This is a genomic window from Sorangium sp. So ce1014, from assembly GCF_051521505.1.
In the GTDB taxonomy this organism is placed as follows: Bacteria; Myxococcota_A; Polyangia; order Polyangiales; family Polyangiaceae; genus Sorangium.
The window spans coordinates 7,331,525-7,356,964 of sequence record NZ_CP150356.1 but is presented as its reverse complement, the minus strand read 5'-3'; the positions used below and the strand labels follow the sequence as shown (position 1 = coordinate 7,356,964).

Genomic DNA, 25,440 nt, shown 5'->3' with positions numbered 1-25,440 from the left:
AAGGTGCCGCGACAGCTCAACCGGCCAGCTGCTGGTGCAGCGTGCGCGCCTCGGCAAACTCGGGCAGATCGGCGCACTCGACAGGCCAGCCGCCGAGCTCTCGGAGCAGTGGGCGCGCCTCGTCGCGCCGGTCTTGCCGCACGAGGATACGGCAGAGTGAGAGCGTCGAGCGCAGCTCGATCATCCGCGAGCCCTGCTCGCGGGCGATCGCGATCGATTGACGCAGGCAGCGCTCGCTCTCCTGCTCCGCGTGGGCGCCGCAGGCGCGGAGAGACAGCGCCTTCAGGCGGTAGAGCTCCGGGACGTAGTAGACGTCGCCCAGCTCCGCGGCGAGCAGCAAGCAGCCCGCGAGCCGCTCGACCGCGGCCTCGTGCTGCCCGCGCTCGGCCTCGAGCTCCGCCACGAGGGAGAGCCAGTACGGCAATCCCATCTTCTGACCGGTGTGCCGGATCGCCTCGACATCCCGCCTCAGCTTCTCGAGGTCGCGCTCTGCCCAGGAGCGCATGGCCCAGCAGAGCTCCTTGAACCAGAGGCCATGGCGCTCGGTCAGCTGCACGAGAGATTCGGTCACCGCGGCGACCTTCTCCCGCTCGTGGCCGTAGTGATAGACGCCGGCCAGGTGGAGCAGCGCCATTCCGAGGGTGTTCGGGTGGTCGAGCTCGCGCGCCCACGCCACCGCCGCCTCCCCGTGGGCGAACGCCTGCGCCGGGCTGCCCATCAGGTAGAGCAACAGCGCGAGCGTGTACTGGCCATTGGTCTTGGGATCGAAGCCATACAGGGCGACTTGCTCCCGATGCGCAGGGTCGTAGAGCTCGATGCCGCGAGCGAGGTGCGGGCGAGCCTCGGCGAGCTTCCCCTCGAAGAACAGGCAATTCCCCAGCAGCACCATGGACGCGGCCCGCTGGCCGGTGTCCTGCGACCGCGTCGCCATTCCGAGGAGCCGCTCCGTCAGCGCCCGCGCTTCGCGCCGATGGCTCCGGAAGTTGTGGTACCAGAACATCGCCCACAGCGTCGGCGCGGTCATCGGGCTGTCCCCGAACGCGTCGCTCAGCTCCTCGCAGCGCTTCACCGCCGCCGCGAGCTCCTGGAGCATGTACCCGCGGCGCTCCAGGAGCGCCATGATCAGCAGGCTGTTCAGGCGCAGCTCGGCGAGCGCGCGTTCCCGGTCGTCCGTGATGGCCTCGAGCCAGCCGAGCGCCTGCGTCACGTGGAGGACGGCCTCGTTGTCGTCCGCGTTCGCCGGCCGCTTCAGCGCGCGCTCCGCCGCGCTCTCCGCATAGGCGATCGCCTGTCGCTTCTGCTCGGCGGCGGCGTGGTGGTGCGCGAGCAGGTCGGGCCGCGCCGCGGCGATCTCGGGGAAGCGCTCCTCGATCGTCCGGGCCACGCGGGCGTGCAGCTGCCGCCGGCTCCGCTTCGAGAGCGACTCGTAGGCGGCGTCCCGGATGAGCACGTGCTTGAACAGGTACGTCGGGTTGTTCAGCCGGCGCTTCCTGTGGACGAGGTCCGCGGCCATCAGCCGATCGAGGTCCTCCTGGACGAGCTCCCCGTCGAGCGTGGACACGGCGCTGAGCACCTTCAGGCTGAACTCCCGGCCGAGCACCGCGGCGACGCGGGCCGTCTCCTTGGCCCTGCCGAGCCGGTCGAGGCGCGCCATCAAGAGCCCCCGCAGCGTCGTCGGGATCGCGAGCGCCGAGATCGGCTCGGAGAGCGTGTAATGGTCGCCCTCGTCCACGAGGGACCCGGACTCGAGCACCATCCGCGTCAGCTCCTCGACGAAGAGGGGGACGCCGTCGGTCCTCTCGACCACCTGCTCCAGCAACGGCTCGGGCAGCGAGCGGCCGCCGGCGAGCCGCGCGACCATGTGCTCGACGTGCGAGCGATCCAGGCGGCCGAGCTGGATCTGGAGCATGCCTGACGTCGACCAGGGCGGCGAGAACTCCGGCCGCGCGGTGAGGAGCGCCATGAGCCGCGCCGAGGGCACGTCGACGATCAGCATCCCGAGCCACTCCAGGCTCGTCGGATCGGCCCATTGCAGGTCCTCGACCATGAACAGGACGGGCCGCTCCTCGGCCATGTCGAGGAGCATTGTCGCGAGCGCGTTGAGCGTCCTCTCCTTCTGCCGCGGCGGCGGGTCCTGCGGGGCGGAGTAGCGCGCCTCCAGGGGGATCGACAGCAGCGCCGCGAACAGCGGCACCGTCTCCTCCAGGTCGAAGCCGCGGCGGGACAGGAGCCCTTCGAGCCGGGCGAGCCGGCGCCCCGGCGCGTCGTCCCGGCCGGGGTCGATCAGCCGATCGAGCAGCTCGATCATCGGGTGGAGCGCGCTGTTGCGCCGATCGGGGGTGCAGCGGCACTCGAGGCAGCTGTGCCCGTCGCCGTGGAGCCGCCGGGCGAGCTCCCAGCTGAGGCGGGATTTGCCGATCCCGGGGCCGCCGGTGACGAGGATGCTCTGCCCGATGCCCTGCCGCACCTGGCCCCAGCGCTGGAGCAGGAGATCGACCTCCTGGCTCCGGCCGATCAGCGGCTCCGTATCCCGGCCTGCGGTGTCCGGGTCCTGGGGCGGGACAGCGATCTCCTGCCCCATGCGGTAGATCGCCACGGGGCGGTCCGCAGACGAGAGGTCGTGCGACGTCACCTGCTCGAGCGTGAACCGGCTCCGGAGCAGCCTGAACGCGTCGCCGCTCACCACGATCGTGCCCGGGGCCGCGAGCGCGCTCAGCCGGGCCGCGATCTGCGGTGTCGTCCCGAGGTGCTGCGTGTAGCGTGGACACTGGCCGGCGATCACGAGGCCGGTGTGGAGCCCGATCTGGACCTCGAGCGAGAGGCCCCGCGTCGCTTCCAGGCGCGCGCTGCGCGCGCGGACGTCCTCCACGATCGCCTGCGCCGCGCGCGCGGCGCGCCGCGCGTCGTCCTCCTGCGCGGACGGGTAGCCGAAATGCAGCAGGATCTGGTCGCCCAGCGCGCCGGCGAAGCGCCCGCGGTGGCGGCGGGCGATCTCGGAGCAGACGTCCTGTTGCTCGCCGAGCAGATCGTCGATCTCCTCGACGTCGGTGCTCTTCAGGCCCGGGCCCGAGGTGGTGAAGGCGCAGCAGACGATGGTGAGCGGCCGCCGTTCGCCGTCGAGGCACCCGGCGCTGGCGCCGCCGGCGCGCTCCCCCTCCAGGGGAGAGGGCGTGTCGTCCAGGCGCGGTGTCGCCGGGGAAGGCAGCGTGTCTGCCGCCGCGCGGCCGCTGGACGTCGCCCGGCCCTCCGGCGGGAGTCGATCGAGCGGCGCCGTCTCGCTCTCGCTGTAGACCCAGCCGTCCCCCTCCGGCGCGTCCGGGGCCATCGGCGGGTCCAGCGCTCGCGCGGGCGCGACGAGGTCCTCGCGGCTCAGCTCCTCGACATCGCAGGTCTCGAGCGCGCGCAGCAGGCTGGAGGCGGTGACGACGCGATCGGACACGTTCTTCAGGGTGGCGCGCCTGAGGAGGGTGCCGAGCGGGTGCCCGAGGAGCGCCGCGGGGATCGGGATCGGCTCGGAGCTGGCCTGTCGCAAGAGCACCTCTTGCAGCGACCTGCCGGCGATCGACGGCCGCCCGGTGAGGCACTCCAGGAAGACGAGCCCCCAGGCGTACAGGTCCGATCGCACGCTCACCGGCTGCCCGAGGAGCTGCTCCGGCGCTGCATAGGCGGGCGTACAGAGGATCTCGTTGCTCGGGGTGAGCTTGGCGTCGATGCCCTCCATGGCCCCGGCGATGAGCGCGCCGATGCCGAAGTCGAGCACCAGCGCGTTGCGCCGCGCGCCGGTGGAGACGATCATGATGTTGCTGGGCTTGAGGTCGCGGTGGACGACGTTCTGCCCGTGGGCGCAGCCGAGCGCGTCGAGGATCTGGAGCATCAGGTGCCGCGCCTCGCGCGGCTCCAGGGCGGTCTCTTCGGCCAGCACCTCTGCCAGGTTCTTGCCGGGCACGAGCTCGAAGATGGTGTAGAGCGTGCCCTCGTCCGTCTGCCCGGCGTCGATGAGCCGGACGATGTTGGGGTGGTGGAGCTGCGCGCAGAACCGCGTCTCCTGGTGGAAGCGGGCGCAGCGCCGGGCGACGTCGGCGGGCTTGCCGCCCCGGGTCGGTCGCATGACCTTGATGGCCACCCTCTGCCCGGTGGCGAGCTGACGCCCCTTGTAGACGTCGGCGAACCCGCTCTCCCGCAGCGCGGAGACGATCTCGTAGCGCTCCTGGAACACGGCTCCCGGGCCGATGGCGGCCCGGCTCATCGTCGCTCCCCCTGCTGGGCGGCGCGGCGCGACAGGGCGAGCGGGCGCGCTCCGGGAGGAGCGGAGCGCAGCGCCGAGCGGCTCGCCTGGTCGGCGATGCGCTGGCGCAGGGCGGCTGTCGACCTCGTCAATAAGGCTTTTCCACGGCCGACCTCGCTGCTCACGGTAGCCATATAAGGTGTGGAGCCTCGGACGTCCGTCGAGGGTCGTCCGGTTCCGGCGCACGGGGTGAAGAAATCCGGGATCGCGCTCGCGCCCGGCCGGCGCCGCGGGGCGCCGCGGCCGGCAGCCGGACCGGAGCGCGCGGGGCGGCGCGCCGCTCACCGGGCGGCGGCGGGGCTCGTCCGGAGCTGTCCGAGGCCGCTAGAATCTTCTACCGCAGCTGCCGATTCAATCGCTGCGATCTGCAGCGAATTGACCCCTGACGCCGCCGGTGAGAGGGCGAGGGCGCGGCCTTCGTCGGCGACCTGTCGCGCGATGCGCCGCGAGCGCCCCACGGCCTGTGTGAGCGACGGCGCAAGGTTCTTTGGAAGGAGTGCGAAACATGCTGAGGCAACTGGCGACGAACATCGTTTTGCTCGCATTCGCGGCGGCTGGTCCGGTCGCGTGCTCGGGATCGGGTGACAGCCCTGCGGGCACCGGCGACAGCAGCGTCGCCAGCGGGAGCGGCGGCGCGGCGCCTTCCGGCGGACAGACCTCGGCCAGCAGCAGCAGCGCCGGCGGGGACGACGGCGCGGGAGGCCTCGCGGACGGGGGCGGCGGGGGTGCGGGCGGCACGGGCACGGGCACGGGCGGCACGGGCACGGGAGGCGCGGGCACGGGCGGCGCGGGCGGCGCGGGCGGGGGCGAGGGTGGCGCGGGGACCGGCTGCGTGGGAATGGGCGGGATCTCCTACACGCTCGCGATGGCGCCTGCGCCGACGGCAGAGCAGCAGTCCGCGTACGACATGATCACGAGCGCCATGGATGAAGCGCTGTCGCACTACAACTGTCACACGAGCATCGAGAAGCGCCTGTCGGTGACCTACGTGCCATCGGTCGCGACGGCCGACGGCAACGTCAATGGATCCATCCGGTTCGGCTCGCTCGCCTCCATGAATCACATCACGGCCATGCACGAGATCGGCCACACCCTGGGGGTCGGCAGCTTCGAGTTCGTGGCGCTGGTGAGGGACGGCATCTTCACGGGCGAGGCGGCGACGAGCCAGCTCAGGGCCATCACGGGGAACGAGAGCGATGTCGTGCACGCGGACAGCCAGCACTTCTGGCCGTACGGTCTCAATTACACGAGCGAGGTCAAGACGGCGGACGATCTCGTGAACCATTGCAAGATCGTGGCCGCCATCCGTGAGGACCTCGGCTTCTGAGGGGCGCGATGCGCCGGCGCGCGCCGGCGCGGCGTCACTCGAGGTACGCGGCCAGGCCGAGCTCCTGATCGCGGAGCGCGTCGGCGACGACCCTGGCGATCTGCTCCGCGCCGGAGCGCGCGAAGTGCGTGTGATCATCGCAGAAGAACTCGCCGACCGGCCCTCCGGTCGTCCCGCTCACGTCTCCCCCGGGGACCGGGCAGAAGCCGAGGGTGTTGTACAGCGCGACGCTGTGCTCGTGGAGATCGATCACCGGCACGCCGTGCTCTTCGCCCGCCTCGTGGGTCGCGGTCACATACTCGCCGCGCGTCCCCCGGGCCGTGCTGCCATTGCAGGCGATCGCGCTCACGGGGGTCACGAACACGGGGTGGGCGCCCCGCTCCTGCGCGGCGAGGGCCATCATCCCGTAGCTGCTCTTGAAGGCGTCGAGCCCCACGTGCCGATCGCACGTGCGCGAGCCGTCGTTGATGCCGAACTGGATGAACAGATAGTCTCCCCGCTTCATGCCGTCGAGCATCCGAGTCCACCTGTCCTGCAGCAAGGGCTCGCCGCTCGAGTCGCGATCGAGCTCGCACTCCCCCGCGCTATCCATGGCGGTCTGCACGTTGTAGAGCCACGTCCGTACGCTGCGGCCGCCGACGGCGCTGTTCACCACGGTGACCCGCTCGTCGAAGAGCGCCGCGAGCTGGCCGCCCCAGCCCGCCGGACAGGGGGTCTGCCCGTTGGCGACCGTGGAGTCGCCCGCGATCCAGATCGTGATGTTCGGCAGCGGCCCCATCCCGCCTGACCCGCCGCCGCCGGTGCCGCCGGGATCGCCGCCCGAGCCGCCCGCTCCGGCGGGCGCGTCGCCGCCGGCCCCGGTGCTTCCACCGGCTCCCGTCGACGCCACCGTGCTCCCCGTGCCCGCGCTCGAGCTGCTCGCTCCGGGCGATGCGCCTCCGCCGGCCCCGCCCGTTCCAGCGCCGGTGCCGCCCCCGGAGGGCTCCGAAGCCGTGCAACAGGCCAGGGCGAGCAACGTGAACCACGACACCCGGGCCACCCTCCGACGAGCGGCAAATCGAACGTCCCAGTGCATGAACATGCCTTTCCTCCAGCGTCCCTGTGTCCGGGACGCCTTCCAATCAATCACGGATAGGCGCTTTTTTCTCGAAGCTGCCGACCGAGGAGCGCTTTATGTGATGCTCGACGCATTTTTGAAGCGTCATTGAAATCGAATCCACGCGCTCCGGCGCTCCGCGGTGGTCCCCTCGAAGAGGAGGCTCCTCGATGTCAGCGGCGGTGGTGCAGCGGTGTCCGGAGGCGAGCCGGCCAAGTCGCCTGGGCAATCCGAACGGAAATCCAGTCTTCCGCCGTGAGCTGTAGATGGCAGTAGGTTGCCGTTGACTGACGCGGAATTTGTCACGTAGCTTTACCAAGGGGGTGACGCTGGCCGAGGGGGGCGTCGCAAGGGACAGCAGGAATCACCAAGCGCGCTCTCGTATGCCCGCGACACCGCGGCATGAGACTCGAGCACGCGATAGCCAGAGGAGACGGTAGTTGTGTCAGTGCCTCTAAGAGCTCATCGCACACTCTCGCAGGGGAAGGACGACAGCGCCGTCCATCCCGTCTCGCGGCCAAGGTATCGAGTGCTCGTCGTCGACGACGACGAGCGGGCGCTGCGCAGCATCGCCGCCGTCCTGTCCGCGGACGTGGACGTCGTGACCTGCTCGTCGGCGGAGCACGCGCTGAAGCTGCTCGAGGGGAGGCGGTTCCACCTCGTCTGCTCCGACTTCTTGATGCCTGGAATGAAGGGCGACGAGCTGCTCCGGCAGGTGTCGAGCATGCCCGTGTACACGAGCTGCCTCCTCGTCACCGGGGCCGATGAGTACATCCGCTCCATGAGCGGCAGCCACAACTATGTCATCCTGAAGCCGTTCGACCCTGACCGGCTCATCGGGATCGTGCTGCAGCTCTCGCGCCTCGCCGAGATGAAGCGATCGGTCCACTCGATGACCGACTCCCTCGGTTCGCCGGGCCTGACGGGCGCGGCCGCCGGCGGCGAGATGGTCTCCTGCGAGCCTCCCGACTCCGGCTCGCTGCCGGACTCCGCGCCGGCGCCCCCCACCTCGCGGCTCGGCTCCCGCGCGGCGGCCGGATTCGCGGCGCGCGGGTCGCAGCAGGGGCCGGAGCTCACGAGGGCCGACCCCGCGACGCCCGGCGCCCCGGGGCGGTACGCCAAATGAGGGCGCGCGCGGCGCCGCGGGCGAGGGCAGAGGGACGAGGTGCCGCATGATCAGCTGGGATCCCCTGGGCGCAGCAGAGCAGGTCGCGGTCGCGGACGAGATCCTGTCCGTGCTGCGTCACGACCTGCGCAACCGCTTCGCCATTGTCCGCAATGCATCGTTCTACATCCGACGGAAGGTCGCGGGAGAGGCGGCCTACACGGCGGATCCGAGGATCGCGGAGTTCTTCGGGATCATCGACGAAGAGGTGATCGCGGCGAGCGCGCGGCTCGACGAGTCCGTGGACGCCGCGCAGCTCTTCACCCGCAGGAGCGTGCGCGTGAGCGCGGCCGAGTGCGTGCGGCGCGCGGCGGCGTGCGCGCGCACCGGCGCGTCCGGGGCCCGCGTCGAGCTCTCGGCCCAGGACGGCGACGTCGAGGCCGACCCGATCGAGCTCGCCGTCGCCGTGCGGTGCCTGATCGAGAACGCCGTCGAGTCGATGCCAGGGAACGGCGTGGTCACGGTTCAGGGCACCTCGATCGGCGCGCGGTACCTCATCCACGTCACGGACATGGGAGCTCTCCCCGACGACGTGGACGGCGAGGCGATCTTGCGCCCTTTTTACACGACAAAACCGGGGCACTTCGGCCTGGGGCTGAACATCGCGAGGCGGGTCGCCCGGCGCTACAGCGGCACGCTCGCGCTCGAGCCGCGCTCGCGGGGCACGTCGGCGGTCATCGAGCTGCCGCTCGCCGCACCGCCCGAGGCCGGCGGCGCCGGGCCGGAGCCGGCGCCTTGAGCGCGGATCGACGGCCCGGAGACCGCGCGCGGCGCGCGCCGGCGGCCCGGAAGCCGGCGGCCGTGACCGCGTCGCAGCGCGCGCGTGCCGCGATCTCGCTGGGCCTGCTCCTGGCCGCGTCGACGGCGGCCGCGCCCGCGGAGCAGGAGCGGACCGAGGCCGCGGGGGAGCCGGCGCGGCCCCCGGTCGAGGAGCTGTTCCTCGGCGAAACGGCGTTTCCGCAGGAGGCGCTCGAGCTGCAGGTCACGAGCGCGCCGGCGTGGGAACGCGCCGGGCGCCGGGTCCGCTTCGGCATACCGCTGCTGCTGGAGCTCGGTATCACCGATCGCCTCCAGGTCGGGGGCGAGCTCCCCCTGGAGCTCGTACGCCACGACAGCGGGGTCGCGGCCGGGCTCGGCGCTGTCCAGGCGGAGGTCCTGGTCAATCTCGTCAACGACCAGGCGCTCGGGCTCGCGCTGTCCGCAGGTCTCGAGGCCGGGCTCCCTGCCGGCGCGCGCGCGCTCGGCGCGCCGGGCTACGCGCTTTCGCCGTTCGTGAGCCTCGACAAGGCGATGGGCGGCGTCCACGTGGCCTTCTCCGCCTCGGCCGAGGTCCGGCTGCCGGCCGCGCCGCGCGACGCCGCGGAGCTCGGCCTCGGCGTCGCGCTGGGCGTGGTCTGGCCGCTCGGCGCCGTGGTGCCGACCGTGGAGCTCGCCGCCGAGCTCGACGACGCCGCGTCGCTCCTCCTCGCGTCCGGCGTGCTCTGGCACCCGGCGCGCGGCCTGGAGCTCGGCGCCGCGCTCGAGCTCGGGCTCCTGGGTGAGACGCCCGACGCCGGGCTCCTTCTCCTCGTCACGCGGGAGATCGAGCTCGCGGGTGACGGCGGCGATCCCCTGAAACACGGCAGCAGGAGCCGCTCCCCATGAGCATTCGAGCCCGACTGGCCTCCATCTTCGGCGTCGCGCTGGCAGCGGTCCTCGTCGCCGCGGGGGCCTTCTACTTCACCATCGCGGAGATGCTGATCTTCCAGCGGCGGGCCGAGGCGTCCTACGAGGACCTGAGGTTGCACGTCACCCTCGCGAGCGACGCCAGCCGCTACATGAACGAGGCGGCCAAGGCCGCGCTCAGCGGCCGCCTCAGCGCGGAGCTCTCGGGGGCGGCCGAGGACGCGGCGCGCGCCCTGGCCGCCATCGAGGCGCTCAAGAGGAGGATGATCGCCGACGAGGAGATCAGGGAGAGCGATGAGGAATCGACGGAGGAGCTCGACCACATCCGCTTCATGCGAGAGAGCTTCGACCACATCGTCGCGAGCACGGTGGCGACCGCCCGTATCGCGGACGAGCGCGCGGGCGAGCGACACGTGATGTTCGTGCGGCTCTCCGATGACGAGTACAAGGAGCGGTTCCTCCCGCACATCAGCGCGGCGGTCCACGACGCGGAGCGGGACGTCGCCAGGATCCTCGCCGACGAACAACACCTCCGCACGCGCGTGGCGGTGCTCGGGGCGGCGGCGATCGGCGGAGCGCTGGCCGTCCTCGTCCTGCTGCTCGGACGGCTCCTCCGCGCCATGGATCGCGGCTTCAGCACGCTGGTCGAAGGCTCGCGGCGGATCGCTCAGGGCGATCTCGATCTGCGCGTCCCCGAGCTGGATGAGCACGAGTTCGGGCGCATGAGCGCGGCGTTCAACCACATGGCGACCGGCCTCCAGACCGCCCAGGAGTCCAGGCTGCGCATGGAGAAGCTCGCGGCGGTGGGGCAGCTCGCGGCGAGCGTCGGACACGACCTCAGGAACCCGCTCGGCGCCGTCCGCAACGCGAGTCATTACCTCAAGAAGCGCCTCTCCGCGACGGAGCTCGGCGCGGAGCCCCGCATCGCTCAGTTCCTCGCGATCATCGAGAAGGAGCTCGCGGCGTGCAACAGGATCATCGGGAACCTGCTCGACTTCGCGCGCGAGCGGCGGCCTCTGCTCTCGGCGTGCGCGCTGAGGCCCCTCGTGGACGACGCCATCTCGGTGATCGAGGTCCCGCCGCACGTGCGCGTCGAGAACGAGGTGCCCGCCGCGCTCCCTCTCGTGGAGCTCGACAGGGACCAGCTCCGGCAGGTGCTCGTGAACCTCATCCAGAACGCGGCCGAGGCGATCCCGGCCGAGCGCGAGGGGCGCGTGCGGGTCGCCGCGGCGTGGGGGAGCGACGGGCTGACGCTCTCGGTGGCGGACAACGGGACGGGCATCTCCGCGGAGATGCTCGCGCACATCTTCGAGCCGCTGTTCAGCACCAAGCTGAAGGGGACCGGCCTCGGCCTGGCGATCAGCGCCGGGGTCGTCCAGCGGCACGGCGGCAAGATCGAGGCGACGAGCGAGCCCGGCAGCGGCACGACGTTCGTCGTCCGGCTCCCAGGGCGCGAGGCGCCGAGGGCGGCGGAGCCGAGAGAGGCGTCCTCGGGAGCTCAGGGCACATGACAGGGGGTCGAGCCATGCAGGAGTCCGTGCAGCAGATCAAACGTGTGCTCGTGGTCGACGACGAGGAGGGCATGCGCACGACGCTCGCCGCCAACCTCGAGCTCGAGGGGTACGAGGTGGTGGAGGCGAGGGACGGCGTTCACGCGCTCGAGCTCGCAGGGCAGCAGGCGTTCACGCTCGTCCTCAGCGACGTCCGCATGCCCGGGCTCAACGGCGTCGAGACGTTCCGGGAGCTCAAGAGGATCCAGCCGGAGCTCACCGTGGTGCTGATGACCGCGTTCGCGCTCGAGAAGCTCATCGAGGAGGCGATCGTGGAGGGCGTCTATACCGTGATCTACAAGCCGTTCTCGATGGATCACCTGGCGCGCGTCATCGCTCGCGCGGTCGACGCGCCGGCCGTCCTCGTGGTGGACGACATCCCGAAGGTCGCCGACTCGATCGTCTCGGTGCTCCGGGCGGCGGGGCTGTCGGCCCACGCCGTCCACGACGGGCGGACCGCTGTCCAGCACGTCATCGAGCGAAGCGTCGATGTCTGCGTGCTCGATATCGTCATGCCCGATCAGGACGGCGTCGCGACGTGCGCGCAGATGCGGGGGCTGAAGAAGCGCGTCACGGTGATCGCCATGACTGGTCACTCGGTCCCGGAGATGGTCAGCGCGATCATGAGCAAGGGCGGGTATACGTGCCTGCGCAAGCCGTTCGACGCGCGCGAGCTCATCCACACGATCGCCCGTGCCCGGGGAGACGCGGCGCCGGAGTGAGCCGCCACGGCGTCCAGTCCCAGGCGGCGCTCATGCGACGCCCCTACCACGGCGGTCGCTCCACCCCAACGCGCGATCCGGGCTCCTCGGCCCGGTCTCGTCGCTCCGCGCGAGGTGCTCGGCCAGCACCTCCGGGTCCTGCTCGCCGGCCTCCTTCAGCCACGCCCCGGCGAGCCGGTGGCCGAGCGTCCGGTCGTGATCGGTGAGCATCGCGTAGGCGCCCTCCCGCAGGAGCGCATCGCGGAAGGCGAGCTCCTCCTCGCCCGCGAACCGCGAGCTCGGCCGGCGCTCGAGGATCTCCCGATCGACAAGCTCGGCCCACGCATCGCGCTCGCTCGCCCTCGGCGCCGGCGCGCCGAGCAGCGCGCGCACGCCCCCCGCCCAGCAGACCTCCCCGAAGACGCTGGCCGCCCGCAGCAGCCGCCGCGCCTCGGGCCCGAGCGCCGCCAGGCGCGCCTCCACCATGCCCAGCACCGTCTCCGGCGGCGCGCCGCCGCGCCCCTCCGCCGCGGCCCGGATGAGCTCCTCGAGGCAGAAGGCGTTGCCCCCGGCCCGCCGCACGAGCGCGGAGACCTGCTCGGCCGCGAGCGACGCGCCGAGCGCGCTCCGCACCAGCTGCTCGGCCGCCCGGGCGGGCAGCTCGCGCAGCCGGAGCTCCGAGAGCCCCCGCTCGGCCCAGAGCTGGGGGAACAGCGCGTGGACCTCGGGCCGGGCGAAGGCGAGCACCGCGTAGGGGCGATCGCCGAGCTCCCGCAGCGCCCGATCGAAGATCCTCACCGAGGGCGCGTCGCCCCAGTGCAGATCCTCGAGGACGACGAGCACCGGGCGCGCGCCCGTCACCGCCCGCGCGTGGTCGACGTACGCGCGCTGGCTCTCCTCGGCCATCAGCGCCGGATCGCGCCGCGCCGCCCGCAGCGCCGGCGAGGCCGCGTCCGGAGGGGCGGCGCCGAGCAGCTCGCCCAGGATCGCGGCCGCCTGCCGCCCTTCCTCGCCCGCGAGCAGCGGCCCGAGCGCCTGCGCGACCTTCTCCCGCCGCACGTCGAGGGCCTCGTCGGGGGCGATCCCGAGCGCGCTCCGCAGCGCCCCGGCGAGCATCGCGAGCGCGGAGCCCGCGCCGAGGGGGTCGCCGCGGGCGACGCTCAGCACCAGGCCGGGGTGACGCCGGCGCAGCGCCTCGACCGCCTCGTGGCGCAGGCGCGATTTGCCCATGCCCGCCGCCCCGGTCACGAGCGCCGCCGCGGCGCGCCGCTCGGTGAAGCTGTCGTCGACGAGCTCGAGCAGCTGCTGCAGCTCCCGCTCGCGCCCGACATAGGGGCTCGGCCGGTCGAGGAGCTTGCGCGCCCCCTCGCCGATCTCGCGCTCCGCCTCGATCCGCGCGATCCCGTCCTGCGCCACGACCTCGAAGCGCCCGTCGAGCAGGGCCCGCGTCACCGCGTCGACGTGGACGCCGCCGCGCCGGCCGTCCGCGGGCGCGGCGGCGGCGGCCTCTTCCAGCAGCGCGGCCGCCCGGTCCAGCACCTCGCCGAACGGCGATCGCCCCGTGGCCTCGCCCCGTCCCGTCACGAGCACGACCGCCGCGCCGGGGAGCTGCGCGCGGATCTGCAGCGCGCAGCGCGCCGCGAGCGCCGCCTGGTCGGTCGCGCCGCCCGCGCTCGCCGCGATGGCCGCCACGCCCCCGTCGCCGAGCTCCTGCACCTCCGCGCCGAGCGGCAGGGCTGCGCGGCGCACCGCGGCGAGCGCGCCCGGCGGCGGCGCGCGCACATCGAGGGACTCCGTCGTCGCGCAGAACGAGGGTTGCGCGGGCCGGACCGCCACGATCGAGGCCAGCCGCCTCTCCCTCGCGGTGATGGCCTCGGCGGGAGGCAGGCGCGAGGAGGCGCCGCTCCCTCCCAGCGCGCCGAGCGCGTCGAGGCAGCGCGCCACGGCCGCGCCGTCCTCGGGTCGCCCCGACGGGTCCTTGGCCAGCATCCGCGCGAGGAGCGCGTCGAGCGCCTCGGGCACCTCGGGCCGCAGGTCCGTCGCCCGCGGCGGCTCCTCGAGGAGCAGCTTCCACACGAGCGAGAGGTGCTGCCCGCGGAACGCCCGCTGCCCCGTGAGGCACTCGAACAGCACGCAGCCGAGCGAGAAGACGTCGGCGCGCGCATCGACCACCGCCCGGTCGCCCCGCGCCTGCTCCGGCGCCATGTAGCCCAGCGTGCCCAGCACCGCCGACGTCCCTGTCAGGCGGGACGTGGCGTCCGAGAGCAGCGCGATGCCGAAGTCGAGCAGCTTGACCCGATCGAGCGCGCCGTCGACCAGGAAGAGGTTGCTCGGCTTGATGTCGCGGTGCACGATCCCGCGCGCGTGCGCCGTGCCGAGCGCGTCCGCCACCCTCCGCGCGAGGGCGACGCTCTCGTCGACGCGCAGCTCCTGCCGCGACAGCCGATCCGCGAGGCTCTCGCCGGACAGCCACTCCATCGCGAGGTACGGCTCCCCCGCCGGCGCCACGCCGTGCGTCGCGTACCGCACGATGTGCGGGTGCGTGAGCCGGGACAGCGCCTCGGCTTCACGGAGGAAGCGCGCCTCTGCGCGCGCGTCCACCCGGCGCAGCAGCTTGACCGCGACGACCTCCCCGCTCGCGCGATCGATCGCCCGGTAGACCGTGCCCATCCCTCCGGAACCCGCGATCTCCGCCAGCTCGAAGCGGTCGTCGAGCAGCCTTCCAGGCAGCATGCGCGGGCAGGATGCACCCTCACCCGAGCGCCTGGCAAGGCGGAGCGGCGGCGCAATCCTGTCACGGATCTGGACGGCGACGCTCCTGTCGCCTTCGTGATCCGGCCGCTGGACGAGGGCCCCTAGAGGGGGCGCGCCCCGGCGAGGCTCATCGGCTCCCGTCGAACTGGACGTCCACGCTTTCGCCCTGGGACCACTCCCCTGGCCCCGGCGAGGTGATCGCAGGGTGGGCCACCGGGTGGCTCGGGACGGCCCCGTCCCGCGCGAAGAACTGCAGCACCGGCTGCACCTTGTTGATCTGGTCGAGCGTGGATCTGGCGCGCACCGCCTGCGCCGCGACCTCCCGGTCCATCGACGCCTTCACACCGGCGATCTTGGACTCCAGCAGCTGGATCTGCTGGTTTCCTTCCGCGAGCACCGCCTGCGTGTGCTCTTCGCCGGTGCGGGTGAACGCCTTCAGCGCCTCGATCTGCTTCGACGCTGCGGCCACGATCTCCTGAGTCGGGACATCGAAGGCCTTGAATGCCGCCTCCACGATGTCCCGCTTCACCGGTGCGGGCGTATCGCCGGGCAGCGTCCTCAGGAGCTCCTGCGCCTTGAGGGTCTTGCTCCGCTGCTCGGGGCTCACGCCGGCGGCCAGCAGGATGGCCGCGAAATCGACCTCAGAAGGCGGCGCGGGCACGTCCTCCTCCGGTGCCAGCGGCGGCGAGGGCAGCGACGACACGTCGGACCGTCGGCTGAACGGCGACTTGAAGAAATCGGACAGGCTCAAATTTACCCGCTTTCTGAGTACATGGTCATTCTACATGGTTCCGGGCGGCTGCACAGCCACCTCTTGGGACCGACCCTGGCGTCGTGGCGGTTCATTTCTCGCTCGATCCACGTGATCGGTATTCTTGTTCAGCAGGTCGGAGGATCGCCGCCCCCTGGCGTCCCCTGCGTCGCTGGATCCTGTGCGATCGTGGCGAGTATGACGCGTTGCGTTGTTGGCGGCGCGGGTCCCTGGAACGGCCGCGAGCGAAAGTGCGGCGTTGATTGAACGTTCCGCGGGTGTCCGGGAACGGAGGTGTATCCGGCCACGCAGCGGCGACCTCTCGAAGGGGTGCCCGAGGCGCGCCCACAAGGAGTCACCGATGACGCCCGTCTCCTCTGCTCCCGCGGCGCGGAGCTTTGCGCCGCGATCTGCCCGGCGCCGGCTCGTGAAGCCGCTCCTCGGCCTCATGGTCTTCGCGGCGCTCTTCCTTGCGCTCGCGTGGCACCTGGACCGGCCTTCCGCGGCCTCGGGGCCTCTCGCGGTGGTGGCCGCGAGCCCCCTCGGCCAGCTCTCCCGGTCCGGCGCCGATCGCGCGCTCCTCGTCGGCCGCGTCGAGGAGCGCCTCCCGGCCGGCTCGTACACCTATGTCGCCGTGCGCACCGGCGAGGCCCTCACGTGGGCTGTCACGGTCGGTGACGCCCCGCCGCCCGGCACCCCGGTGCAGGTGCGGAGCATGGGTCGCAAGACGAATTTCCACTCAAGCCGCCTCTCGCGGACGTTCCCTGAGCTCGTGTTCGGGGTCGTCTCGCGCGCCGACTGAGCCCCTGGCAGCGCCCGAACCTGAAAGGACCGTGACCATGACGACACGCACGTTGAATGAGACCCTCGAGCGCTCCTCGCGCGCATTCGCCGCCGCGGCCCTCGCGGCGCTCGGGGGGATGCTGCCGGGATGTGGCAACGACTCCACCGCGACTCCGCCCGACTCGCCCGCCGCCGAGTGCACCGGCGGTGTGCTCGAGGCCGATCTGCAGGCGGAGCCGCTGAGCGGGCCCGGCGTCGATCCCGCCACCGGGGAGCTCCAGCCGCCTCCGGAGGGCTCGTCGTACACGGTCAGCGCGACCTACGGGATCCCGAGGTCGGGCGACGCCGCGATGGAGAAATACGTGCAGTATTTCGGGGCGGTTCAGGCGCAGCTCGCGTCGCAGCCCGGCCTCCTGGCGCTCCAGCTGGGGCAGTCGCCGTCCTGCGGCTCCGGGCGTACGCTGGCCGTGTGGTCGTCGCCCGAGGCGATGGTCGAGTTCGTCATGAGCCCTGCCCACCTGGCGGCGATGGACGCCGTGAACGAGCTTGTCGAGCCCAACTATGCGGTCACCCACTGGGAGACGACAAAGATCGATGAGGTGACCGTGGAGGAAGGGGTCCGTCGCATCCGGGCGAGCCAGGCCGCGGCGCGGTGAGCTCGCGCCGCGACGGCTGCGCCGCGACCCGCCGCGGTCGACGATCAGCGGGGGGCCGCGCGCTGCGCGCCGAGGTGGCTCATCGCGTAGGCGAGCCCGCTCTGGAGCGTGCCCTGCGTGGAGATCCGGCCGAAGTCGATGTCCAGGCTCACCAGCGTCCTCGCGATCTCCGGGCCGATGCCCACCATCACGCTCCGACAGCCGAGCAGCTCCGCCGCCTGCACGGCGCGGATCAGGTGGCGCGCCACGGCGGTGTCGATCATCGGCACGCCGGTGATGTCGAGGATCACGAACTCCGCGCCCCGCTGCCCGATCGCGCCCAGCAGGCTCTCCAGCGCCTGGGTCGCGCGCCGGTCGTTGATCTCCCCGACCAGCGGCATGAGCAGGATCCCCTCCCAGACCTGGATGACCGGCATCGCCATGCGATCGAGCATCGCCGACTGCGCGTCGATGATCGCGCGCTGCTCCCGGTTCTCCGCCGCCATCCGCTCGGCCTCCAGGTGCCTGCGCTTCAGATCGGTGATGTCCGTGATGAGCCCACAGAGGCCGACCACCTCGCCCCGCGCGTTCTTCATGGGGAATTTGCGGGTCCAGATCGTGCGCGTCACCCCGTCCGAGCCGGTGGCGCTCTCCTCGTTCTCGCTCGGCTCACCGGAGTCGAAGACCCGATCGTCGTAGCTCCAGAAGAGCTCCGCCTGCTCCTTCGGCCAGTAATCCGGGTCGCTGCGGCCGATCAGGGCCTCGTGGCGCTGCCCTATCAGCCTGCAGAAGCCCGGGTTGCAGGCGATCCAGCGGTGTTGCCGATCCTTGACGAAGATGGGATCCGGGATGGTGTCGATGACGAGCTGGAGCAGCTCGAACGTCTTCCAGTCCGCGACGTCGATGCAGGGGAGCGTGAACGCCATGCAGCCCAACCCATCTCCCCCCGGTCAGCCTCTCGTTATCAGCCATCGTGAATCGCGCCGCAAGGACAGAAACGGGCGGGATACCACGCCACGTGACGAAGACGTATTGGCGCACGCCATAACGTCTTGAACGTACTTTGTCTTTCTAGCGGTCACTACATATTCACGTGGAGCTTGACGAGCGGCGCGTGGTAAGGCCGACGAAGCTCTGCGCGAGCCGTCGCGTGCCGGCCGGCAGCTCGCCCGCCACCGTCACCGCGAGGTCCACCGAGAGTCGCGGGGGCCCATCTCGGGGCGGCGCTCCCCGCGGAGCCGGGGACCTGGCGACGGTGGTTGTGAAAATTTCTTCTCTTGGCGCTCTTGGCGCCCTTGGCGGTTCCTCTCCTTAATCTATCTCCCGCGCAGCCGTGCAGAGCCCCCTCGGCGGTCTCATCGGGCGACTTGCCGGCGAGGTGGCGGAGATCGCACATTTCAGATCGATGCGTGATCAATTCGTCTCGGTGGGGGAATTCACCGGCGCCGCACAGCAGCGCCCGCGTTCACGCGGATTCGCTGTAATTTTATGCGTCACAGCCGTTGATCGGGTCTTGCACTCTGGAGCCGATCGGGCGATGGCGCGCCATGCAGGTGTCACTGCGCATCGGGATACTTTTGTCCAACCCATCGGAAAGCTGGGGCCCCGGGAGCCCCGTCCTGCATGAGAATCGTTGACATCCGCGCCACCACCGTCACCGTGCCGCTCGAGGCGCCTTTGCGGCACGCGAACGGCTGCCACTGGGGGCGCTTCGTGCGCACGATCGTCGAGGTCGAGGCGGACAACGGGCTGGTCGGGCTCGGGGAGATGGGCGGCGGCGGCGAGTCGGCCGAGGCGGTGTTCCGCGCCATGAAGGCCTACCTCGTGGGCCACGACCCCGCCCGCCTCGAGGAGATGCGGTTCAGGATCGCGAACCCGACGGCCTCGCTCTACAACAACCGCACCCAGATCCTCGCCGCGCTGGAGTTCGCCTGCCTCGACCTGCTCGGGCAGGCCTTCGGCGTGCCGGTGCACGACCTCCTCGGCGGCAAGCTGCAGGACGAGGTCCCCTTCGCCTCCTACCTCTTCTTCCGCTACCCGAACGCCGATGGATCGGGCGAGGTGCGCACGCCGAAGCAGCTCGCCGACGAGGCGAGGGCGCTGAAGAAGAAGCACGGGTTCACCTCGCACAAGCTCAAGGGCGGCGTGTTCCACCCGGATTACGAGCTCGAGTGCTACCGCGCGGTGGCCGACGCCGTCGGGGAAGATCGCGTCCGCTTCGACCCGAACGCCGTCTGGTCGACCGAGCAGGGCATCCGCTTCGGGCAGGCGATCGAGGGCCTGAACAACGACTACCTGGAAGACCCCGTGTTCGGCCTGCACGCGATGCGCCGCACCCGGGAGAAGGTGCGGATGCCGCTCGCGACGAACACCGTCGTCGTGGGCTTCGAGCAGCTCGCCGCGAACGTGCTCGACACGGCGGTGGACGTCATCCTCCTCGACACGACGTTCTGGGGCGGCATCCGGCCCTGCGTGAAGGCGGCGGGCATCTGCGAGACCTTCGGCCTCGGCGTCGCCGTCCACTCCTCGGGCGAGCTCGGCGTGCAGCTCGCGACGATGCTGCACCTCGGCGCCGTCATCCCGAACCTCTCGTTCGCCGCCGACGCGCACTACCACCACCTGAAAGACGACGTGATCCGGGGAGGCCCGCTCCCCTACCGGAACGGCCGTATTCGCGTGCCCGAGGGCCCCGGCCTGGGCGTCCGCCTCGATCGCGACAAGCTCGCCCACTACGCCGAGGAATACCGCCGGCTGGGCTCCTATCCCTACGACAGAGATCCGCTGCGCCCGGCCTGGTGCGCGACCGTGCCGAACGACCGCTGGGCCGATCCCAAGGACGACCGGATCCCCGAGGTGCCGAGATGACCCTCTCCGAACGCGTGGCCAAGGCCGTCGCCGCCGCGCCCGTCATCGATCTTCACACTCACCTCTTCGCCCCCCAGTTCAACACGCTGAACCTCTGGGGCGTCGACGAGCTCTTGACGTATCACTACCTCGTCGCCGAGACCCTCCGCGCCGAGCCGAAGGTCGCGCCCGAGGCGTTCTACGCCCGCGACAAGACGGCGCAGGCCGACCTCGTGTGGGAGGCGCTCTTCGTCCGCCGATCGCCGCTGTCCGAGGCGACCGCGGGGGTCGCCACCGTGCTCGACGCGTTCGGGCTCGACCCCGCCGCGCCCGACCTGCGCGACGCGCGCGCCTTCTTCGCCGCGCGCAAGGTCGAGGATCACCTGGAGGACGTGCTGCGCCTCGCGGGCGTGACCGCGCTCGCGATGACGAACGACCCGACCGACCCCGCGGAGCGCGCGATCTGGGAGGCGGGCGTCGCGCCCGATCCGCGGTTTTACGCGGCGCTGCGCATCGATCGCCTCGTCACCTCGAACGACCTCGCGGCCGAGCTCGACCGGTGGATCGCCCGCATGCGGCCGCGCTACCTGGCGATCTCGGTCAACGAGGTCTCGGCCCCGCCCCGGGCCGTGCTGGACGCGTGCCGCGCGCACGACCTGCCGTTCGCGATGATGGTCGGCGTCCGGCGCGCGGTGAACCCCCGCCTCGGTGTGGCCGGCGACGGCATGAGCACCGTCGACCTCGCCCCGCTCGAGCGGCTCGCCGGCGACAACCCCGACGTCCGCTTCCTCGTCACGACGCTCGCGCGCGAGAACACGCACGGCCTCTGCGTCGTGGCGCGCAAGTTCGCGAACGTCCTCCCGTTCGGCTGCTGGTGGTTCATGAACAACCCGAGCCTCATCGAGGAGACGACCTCGATGCGCCTGGAGATGCTGGGGCCGACCTTCGTGCCGCAGCACTCCGACGCGCGCGTCCTGGATCAGCTGATCTACAAGTGGCGCCACGCGCGCCGCTCGATCGGCAACGCGCTCTCGCGGCGCTACGGGGCGATGACCGTCCCGCCGACCGACGCGCAAATCGAGCGCGACGCGCGCGCGCTTCTGGGCGGCATCGCCGGGGAATGGCTGGGAGCATGAGCAAACTCTTCGACATCGCGGGCCGCACGGCCGTCGTGATCGGCGGCACCTCCGGCATCGGCCGCGCGATCGCCCTCGGCCTCGCCGAGGCGGGGGTCCACACCGTCGCCTCGGGCACGCGCGCCGATCGGGCCCGGGCGGTCCATGGCGAGATCCTCCAGCGGGGCGTCCGCTCGCTCGAGGCGACGTGCGACGTCAGCGACCGGGCGTCCCTCGACGCCCTGCGCGACGGCGTCGTCCAGGCGCTCGGCGGCGTCGACATCCTCGTCAACTGCGCCGGCCGGACCTTCCGCACGCCCACGGTCGACGTCGGGGACGCCGAGTGGAACAGCCTGCTCGACACGAACGTCACGGGCATGCTGCGCGCCTGCCAGTCGTTCCACGGCCCGCTGCGCGAGAGCGGCCGGGGCCGCATCGTCAACATCGCCTCGCTGTCGAGCTTCGTCGCGTTCCACGAGGTGGCGGCCTACGGCGCCTCCAAGGCGGCCGTGATGGCGCTCACCCGGAGCCTCGGGGCCGAGTGGGCGAAGCACGGTATCCGCACGAACGCCCTCGTGCCGGGCGTCTTCGTGACCGACCTCAACCGCGCTCTCCTCGACGGCACCGCGCGCGGGCAGGAGCTGCTCGCCCGCACGCCGCTCGGCCGCTTCGGCGAGACGCAGGAGCTTGTCGGCGCGGCCCTCTTTCTCTGCTCTGACGCGGTGAGCTTCATCACCGGCACGAGCATCGCAGTCGACGGTGGCTTTCTCGCTTCTGGAGTGAACCAATGACCGCTGCATCTCCCGTGGTCCCGGCGAGCGGCGGCCTCATGACGCGCACCCGCTGGACCATCTGCGCGCTCCTCTTCTTCGCGACGACGATCAACTACCTCGACCGGCAGCTCTTCTCGCTGCTCGTCCCGTTCTTCGAGAACGAGCTGCGCCTCGGGCCGACGGACCTCGCGCTCATCAACGTGAGCTTCCTGCTGTCTTACGGCTTCGGCATGGTGTTCGTCGGGCGCTGGATCGACCGCGTCGGCACCCGCAAGGGGCTCACCGTGACGTTCCTGCTCTGGAACGTCGCCTCTGCGGCCCACGCCTTCGTCGCCAGCTTCAGCGGCTTCGCCGCGATCCGCTTCGTGCTCGGGGTCGGCGAGGCGGGCAACTTCCCGTCCGCCGTCCGCACCGTCGCCGAGTGGTTCCCCAAGAAGGAGAGGGCGCTCGCGACCGGCCTGTTCAACTGCGGCTCGAACGTCGGCGCCATCCTCGCCCCGCTCCTCGCGGTGCGCATCGCGGAGGCGTACGGCTGGCGTGCCTGCTTCCTCTTCCTCGGCGGGATCGGCGTCGTGTGGATCTTCTTCTGGACGCGCCTCTACCGGCGTCCCGAGGAGCACCCGAAGGTGTCGCCCGCGGAGCTCGCGCACATCCGCTCCGACGCGAAGGAGTCGACCGAGGCCCTCGGCATCAGCGAGGTGTTCGGGATGCGGCCCGTCTACGCGGTCGCGATGGCGAAGTTCTTCACCGACGCGCCGTGGTGGTTCTATCTCACCTGGCTGCCGAAGTTCCTCGTCGGCGAGTTCAAGCTGACGCCGACGTTCATGGCCTACGCGATCCCGGTCGTGTTCATCGTGGCCGACGGCGGCGCGATCGGCGGCGGCTGGCTCTCCTCGAAGCTCATCGCGAGCGGCCGCTCGGTCGGCACCGCGCGGAAGCTCGCGATGCTCGCCTGCGCGCTCGCCGCGGTGCCCGTCATGGCCGTCGGCCAGCTCGTCGATGTCCCGAGCGTCGCCGGCATCCCGTCGGTGTACATCGCCGTCGGGCTCATCTCGCTCGCCGCGGCGGCGCACCAGGGCTGGAGCAGCAATCTCTACACGCTCGTCTCGGACACCCTGCCTCGCCCGGCGATGGCGACGGTGGTCGGCATCAAGACCGCGTTCGGCGTCGTCGGCGGGGCGATCTTCCAGATCTTCGTGGCCCGGTCGCTCACGCTCACCGGCTCGTACGCCGTGCCGTTCCTGCTCGCGGGCGGCCTGTACCTCGTCGGGCTGCTCGTGCTGCACCTCCTCTTGCCGCGGGTCGAGCCGGTCGTGCCCAGGCGGCGCGTGCCGAAGGCGGCGATCGTCGCCGGCGGCCTGGCGATGCTCGCCAGCATCGCGGGCCTGCAGTTCGCCCTCAACCGTCCCCCGTACGACTCGGTCGCCGAGTACCGCGCGACGCGGTCCGCCCAGCTCGGCGCGACGGGCGCGCCGGTCGAGGGCCCCGCCGCTCACGTGGGCTGGATGGACGCGCGCTGGTATCTCTGGCCGACGGCCCAGGGGACCAAGGCCGAGCTCGTCAAGCTCGACCGCGACGGGCGGCCCATCCTCGAGTCCAGGGGCGCCGGCGCCAAGGGCTATACGGGCCCGTCCGCCGCAGAGGTGCAGTCGTCCGGCGCGCCGGGAGGCAACCCGTGAGCTCCGCCCCCGGCGAGCCTCATCGCCTCTCCGCGGCTCTCACGCCCCCTCGCGCCCTCCTCCGCGACTCGGCCTCTTCGTCGCGCGTCCAGCGCACCTGCCGGTAAACCATGCCCTTCACGCTCCGCGATCCTGCTGCCTGCCGCTGGGACCTCGTGTCCCTCGGCGAGGTCATGCTGCGCCTCGATCCCGGCGACGGTCGGATCTCGACCGCGCGCGGCTTCCACGCCTGGGAGGGCGGCGGCGAGTACAACGTCGCCCGCGGTCTCCGCCGCTGCTTCCGGCTCCGGTCGGCCATCGTGACCGCCCTCGCGGACAACCCCGTCGGGCGCCTCATCGAGGATCTCATGCTGCAGGGCGGCGTGGACCTCTCGCACCTCCGCTGGGTGCCCCACGACGGCGTGGGGCGGACCGTGCGCAACGGCCTGAACTTCACCGAGCGGGGCTTCGGCATCCGCGGGGCGGTGGGCGTCTCGGACCGCGGCCACACCGCCGCGTCGCAGCTGAAGCCCGGCGACATCGACTGGGACGCGATCTTCGGCCGGGAGGGCGCGAGGTGGTTCCACACCGGCGGCATCTTCGCCGCGCTCTCCGAGACAACGCCGGACGTGGCGAAGGAGGCCATGGAGTCGGCCAGGCGGCACGGGGTCGTCGTCTCCTACGATCTGAACTACCGCCCTTCGCTCTGGAAGTCGATCGGCGGCCAGGCCCGCGCGCGGGAGGTCAACCGCGCGCTCGCGCCGTACGTCGACGTGATGCTGGGCAACGAGGAGGACTTCACCGCTGCCCTCGGCTTCGAGGTCGAGGACCTCGACGACGCGCACAGGACCCTCCACGTGGGCGCGTTCGAGGCCATGATCGAGCGCGTCATCGCGGCGTTCCCGAACATCCAGGCGGTCGCGACGACCCTGCGCGTGGCGACCTCGGCGACGCGCAACGACTGGAGCGCGGTGCTGTACGAGGGCGGCCAGCTGTACCAGGCGCCCGAGCGCAAGGACCTCGAGATCTACGACCGCGTGGGCGGCGGCGACTCGTTCGCTTCGGGCCTGATCTACGGCCTCCTCGCGGGCCAGGGCCCGCAGTGGGCCGTCGACTGCGGCGCGGCGCACGGGGCGCTCGCGATGACGACGCCCGGCGACACGACGATGGCGACCCTTGACGAGGTACTCAAGGCGATGAAGCTGGGCACGGCGCGGGTGGATCGATGAGCGAACCGATGAACAAGCAAGCCGTGCTCGGCTGGATCGGGCGCACGCGCATCGTGCCTGTCGTGCGCGCGGCCTCGGCCGACGAGGCGCTGCAGGCGGTCGAGGCCCTGCTCGAGGGCGGGATCGACGTCCTCGAGATCACGATGACCGTGCCCGGCGCGGTGGAGGTCGTGCGCGAGATCGCCGCGCGCCACGGCGATCGCGCCCTGGTCGGCGCGGGCACCGTGCTCGACGCCCGCACCGCCGAGGCGTGCGTCGAGGCCGGGGCGCGCTTCGTCGTCAGCCCCGCGCTCGACGAGGCGACGGTGAAGGCGTGCCTCGCGATGAACGTCGTCCACGCCCCCGGCGCGCTCACGCCGACCGAGGTCGTGGCGGCGCACCGGGCGGGCGGGGACGTCGTGAAGGTGTTCCCCTGCGACGCGCTCGGCGGCGCGTCGTACCTCAAGTCGCTCAAGGCGCCTCTGCCGCACATCCCGCTCATGCCCACCGGCGGCGCGACGCTGCAGAACGTGGGCTCTTTTCTCGCCGCGGGCGCGGTGGCCGTCGGCGTCGGCAGCAATCTCGTGGACCTCAAGCTCCTGCGCGAGGGGCGGCGCGACGAGCTCGTCGCCCGGGCCCGCGCATTCCGCGAGGCGGTCCGCCCGGCTTGAGGCGGACACAGCAGGCGCGAACGCCGTTCGTCGTGTCGACCCCGGTCTGCGCCGCCGGGCAGCAGTGATGGTCAAGACGCCCGGGCCGTGATCCGCCCGGTGCCACGTAAAAACGTAACAAAATCAATGTCTTGCGGCGCTCGCGAGGATCCCTGGCGCCGTCGAACATCAGGGGCTTCGAACATGAACCAATCGAAGGTTGCGAACCTATTCGGTGCGTCGATTCTCTTCGCGGCGGCGGCGGCGCATGGGCAGGCTCCCCCGCCGGCGCCGCCTCCGCGCCCGGCGCCTCCGCGGGCGGCGGCTCCGGCCCCGCCTGCGGCGCCTCCGCCGGCCCTGCCTGCGGCGCCTCCGCCGGCCCCGCCCGCGGCGGCGGCTCCGGCCCCGGCGGCGGCTCCGGCCCCGGCGGCGGCTCCGGCCCCGCCTGCGGCGGCGCAAGCTCCCCAGCCGGCGGACGCC

General features: G+C 71.9%; 19 protein-coding genes. 14 read left to right on the top strand and 5 right to left on the bottom strand.

The window, feature by feature from the left end:
- Positions 1-16 precede the first annotated feature (16 nt).
- A complete protein-coding gene (locus WME75_RS27665) occupies positions 17-4,246 on the bottom strand; it encodes a TOMM system kinase/cyclase fusion protein (RefSeq protein WP_437477062.1) in 4,230 nt (1,409 codons plus the stop codon).
- Between the two features lie 544 nt (positions 4,247-4,790).
- Between WME75_RS27665 and WME75_RS27660 the strand changes: the two genes are divergently transcribed.
- Positions 4,791-5,612 carry a hypothetical protein gene (locus WME75_RS27660; protein ID WP_437477059.1) on the top strand — a complete coding sequence of 274 codons (822 nt, stop codon included), beginning with the start codon at positions 4,791-4,793 and terminating at the stop codon, positions 5,610-5,612.
- A gap of 34 nt (positions 5,613-5,646) precedes the next feature.
- Here WME75_RS27660 and WME75_RS27655 read toward each other — a convergent pair whose 3' ends face one another.
- Positions 5,647-6,642 (bottom strand): GDSL-type esterase/lipase family protein, encoded by a 996-nt coding sequence (locus WME75_RS27655; protein WP_437477056.1) that lies wholly within the window; start codon positions 6,640-6,642, stop codon positions 5,647-5,649.
- Between the two features lie 595 nt (positions 6,643-7,237).
- Here WME75_RS27655 and WME75_RS27650 point away from each other — a divergent pair.
- From WME75_RS27650 to WME75_RS27630, 5 genes are read left to right on the top strand one after another with little or no spacing between them, the layout of a single operon-like run.
- On the top strand, positions 7,238-7,834 hold the full coding sequence (locus tag WME75_RS27650) for a response regulator (protein WP_437477054.1): 597 nt from the start codon (positions 7,238-7,240) through the stop codon (positions 7,832-7,834).
- A 46-nt stretch (positions 7,835-7,880) separates the two neighbouring features.
- Complete coding sequence (locus WME75_RS27645) at positions 7,881-8,612, top strand: sensor histidine kinase (protein ID WP_437477051.1); 732 nt, start codon at positions 7,881-7,883, stop codon at positions 8,610-8,612.
- Positions 8,609-9,517, top strand: coding sequence for a hypothetical protein (locus WME75_RS27640; RefSeq protein WP_437477048.1), 909 nt, complete (start codon positions 8,609-8,611; stop codon positions 9,515-9,517). Before WME75_RS27645 ends, WME75_RS27640 begins: the two co-directional genes overlap by 4 nt.
- Positions 9,514-11,049 carry a sensor histidine kinase gene (locus WME75_RS27635; RefSeq protein WP_437477045.1) on the top strand — a complete coding sequence of 512 codons (1,536 nt, stop codon included), beginning with the start codon at positions 9,514-9,516 and terminating at the stop codon, positions 11,047-11,049. The genes WME75_RS27640 and WME75_RS27635 overlap by 4 nt, the downstream gene beginning before the upstream one ends.
- Positions 11,050-11,063: 14 nt before the next feature.
- Positions 11,064-11,810 (top strand): response regulator, encoded by a 747-nt coding sequence (locus tag WME75_RS27630; protein ID WP_437477042.1) that lies wholly within the window; start codon positions 11,064-11,066, stop codon positions 11,808-11,810.
- 30 nt (positions 11,811-11,840) lie between these two features.
- Here the strand turns inward: WME75_RS27630 and WME75_RS27625 are convergent, their stop codons facing one another.
- Both WME75_RS27625 and WME75_RS27620 read right to left on the bottom strand, forming a co-directional pair.
- Positions 11,841-14,522, bottom strand: a complete 2,682-nt coding sequence (locus tag WME75_RS27625; protein WP_437477040.1) for a protein kinase domain-containing protein — start codon at positions 14,520-14,522, stop codon at positions 11,841-11,843.
- A gap of 148 nt (positions 14,523-14,670) precedes the next feature.
- Positions 14,671-15,294, bottom strand: coding sequence for a hypothetical protein (locus WME75_RS27620; RefSeq protein ID WP_437477037.1), 624 nt, complete (start codon positions 15,292-15,294; stop codon positions 14,671-14,673).
- Positions 15,295-15,655: 361 nt separating this feature from the next.
- Between WME75_RS27620 and WME75_RS27615 the strand changes: the two genes are divergently transcribed.
- Together WME75_RS27615 and WME75_RS27610 are read left to right on the top strand one after the other, a co-directional pair.
- Positions 15,656-16,096: a hypothetical protein gene (locus WME75_RS27615; protein WP_437477034.1), complete on the top strand. Its 441-nt coding sequence runs from the start codon at positions 15,656-15,658 to the stop codon at positions 16,094-16,096.
- A 37-nt stretch (positions 16,097-16,133) separates the two neighbouring features.
- Positions 16,134-16,733 carry an antibiotic biosynthesis monooxygenase family protein gene (locus WME75_RS27610; RefSeq protein ID WP_437477031.1) on the top strand — a complete coding sequence of 200 codons (600 nt, stop codon included), beginning with the start codon at positions 16,134-16,136 and terminating at the stop codon, positions 16,731-16,733.
- A gap of 44 nt (positions 16,734-16,777) precedes the next feature.
- On the opposite strand, the gene WME75_RS27605 is transcribed toward WME75_RS27610, so the two are convergent.
- Complete coding sequence (locus WME75_RS27605) at positions 16,778-17,638, bottom strand: PAS domain-containing protein (protein ID WP_437477028.1); 861 nt, start codon at positions 17,636-17,638, stop codon at positions 16,778-16,780.
- 697 nt (positions 17,639-18,335) lie between these two features.
- Here WME75_RS27605 and WME75_RS27600 point away from each other — a divergent pair.
- From WME75_RS27600 to WME75_RS27575, 6 genes are all read left to right on the top strand, one after another.
- Positions 18,336-19,577, top strand: a complete 1,242-nt coding sequence (locus WME75_RS27600) for an enolase C-terminal domain-like protein (protein ID WP_437477026.1) — start codon at positions 18,336-18,338, stop codon at positions 19,575-19,577.
- Entirely contained in the window at positions 19,574-20,692 is a 1,119-nt protein-coding gene (locus tag WME75_RS27595) for a hypothetical protein (protein ID WP_437477024.1), read from the top strand. Before WME75_RS27600 ends, WME75_RS27595 begins: the two co-directional genes overlap by 4 nt.
- Complete coding sequence (locus WME75_RS27590) at positions 20,689-21,462, top strand: SDR family NAD(P)-dependent oxidoreductase (protein WP_437477021.1); 774 nt, start codon at positions 20,689-20,691, stop codon at positions 21,460-21,462. The genes WME75_RS27595 and WME75_RS27590 overlap by 4 nt, the downstream gene beginning before the upstream one ends.
- Positions 21,459-23,123, top strand: coding sequence for an MFS transporter (locus WME75_RS27585; protein WP_437477018.1), 1,665 nt, complete (start codon positions 21,459-21,461; stop codon positions 23,121-23,123). The genes WME75_RS27590 and WME75_RS27585 overlap by 4 nt, the downstream gene beginning before the upstream one ends.
- A gap of 110 nt (positions 23,124-23,233) precedes the next feature.
- A complete protein-coding gene (locus WME75_RS27580; protein WP_437477015.1) occupies positions 23,234-24,331 on the top strand; it encodes a PfkB family carbohydrate kinase in 1,098 nt (365 codons plus the stop codon).
- An 8-nt stretch (positions 24,332-24,339) separates the two neighbouring features.
- The gene (locus WME75_RS27575; RefSeq protein ID WP_437477012.1) at positions 24,340-24,981 is read left to right on the top strand and encodes a bifunctional 4-hydroxy-2-oxoglutarate aldolase/2-dehydro-3-deoxy-phosphogluconate aldolase; all 642 of its coding nucleotides are present in this window, start codon (positions 24,340-24,342) and stop codon (positions 24,979-24,981) included.
- Positions 24,982-25,440: the final 459 nt, after the last annotated feature.

Bases quoted from the DNA above. Each gene is read 5' to 3' on its own strand.
- WME75_RS27665 (WP_437477062.1), bottom strand. From the start codon at position 4,246: ATGAGCCGGGCCGCCATCGGCCCGGGAGCCGTGTTCCAGGAGCGCTAC.
- WME75_RS27660 (WP_437477059.1), top strand. From the start codon at position 4,791: ATGCTGAGGCAACTGGCGACGAACATCGTTTTGCTCGCATTCGCGGCG.
- WME75_RS27645 (WP_437477051.1), top strand. From the start codon at position 7,881: ATGATCAGCTGGGATCCCCTGGGCGCAGCAGAGCAGGTCGCGGTCGCG.
- WME75_RS27635 (WP_437477045.1), top strand. From the start codon at position 9,514: ATGAGCATTCGAGCCCGACTGGCCTCCATCTTCGGCGTCGCGCTGGCA.
- WME75_RS27630 (WP_437477042.1), top strand. From the start codon at position 11,064: ATGCAGGAGTCCGTGCAGCAGATCAAACGTGTGCTCGTGGTCGACGAC.
- WME75_RS27625 (WP_437477040.1), bottom strand. From the start codon at position 14,522: ATGCTGCCTGGAAGGCTGCTCGACGACCGCTTCGAGCTGGCGGAGATC.
- WME75_RS27615 (WP_437477034.1), top strand. From the start codon at position 15,656: ATGACGCCCGTCTCCTCTGCTCCCGCGGCGCGGAGCTTTGCGCCGCGA.
- WME75_RS27610 (WP_437477031.1), top strand. From the start codon at position 16,134: ATGACGACACGCACGTTGAATGAGACCCTCGAGCGCTCCTCGCGCGCA.
- WME75_RS27605 (WP_437477028.1), bottom strand. From the start codon at position 17,638: ATGGCGTTCACGCTCCCCTGCATCGACGTCGCGGACTGGAAGACGTTC.
- WME75_RS27600 (WP_437477026.1), top strand. From the start codon at position 18,336: ATGAGAATCGTTGACATCCGCGCCACCACCGTCACCGTGCCGCTCGAG.
- WME75_RS27595 (WP_437477024.1), top strand. From the start codon at position 19,574: ATGACCCTCTCCGAACGCGTGGCCAAGGCCGTCGCCGCCGCGCCCGTC.
- WME75_RS27590 (WP_437477021.1), top strand. From the start codon at position 20,689: ATGAGCAAACTCTTCGACATCGCGGGCCGCACGGCCGTCGTGATCGGC.
- WME75_RS27585 (WP_437477018.1), top strand. From the start codon at position 21,459: ATGACCGCTGCATCTCCCGTGGTCCCGGCGAGCGGCGGCCTCATGACG.
- WME75_RS27580 (WP_437477015.1), top strand. From the start codon at position 23,234: ATGCCCTTCACGCTCCGCGATCCTGCTGCCTGCCGCTGGGACCTCGTG.
- WME75_RS27575 (WP_437477012.1), top strand. From the start codon at position 24,340: ATGAACAAGCAAGCCGTGCTCGGCTGGATCGGGCGCACGCGCATCGTG.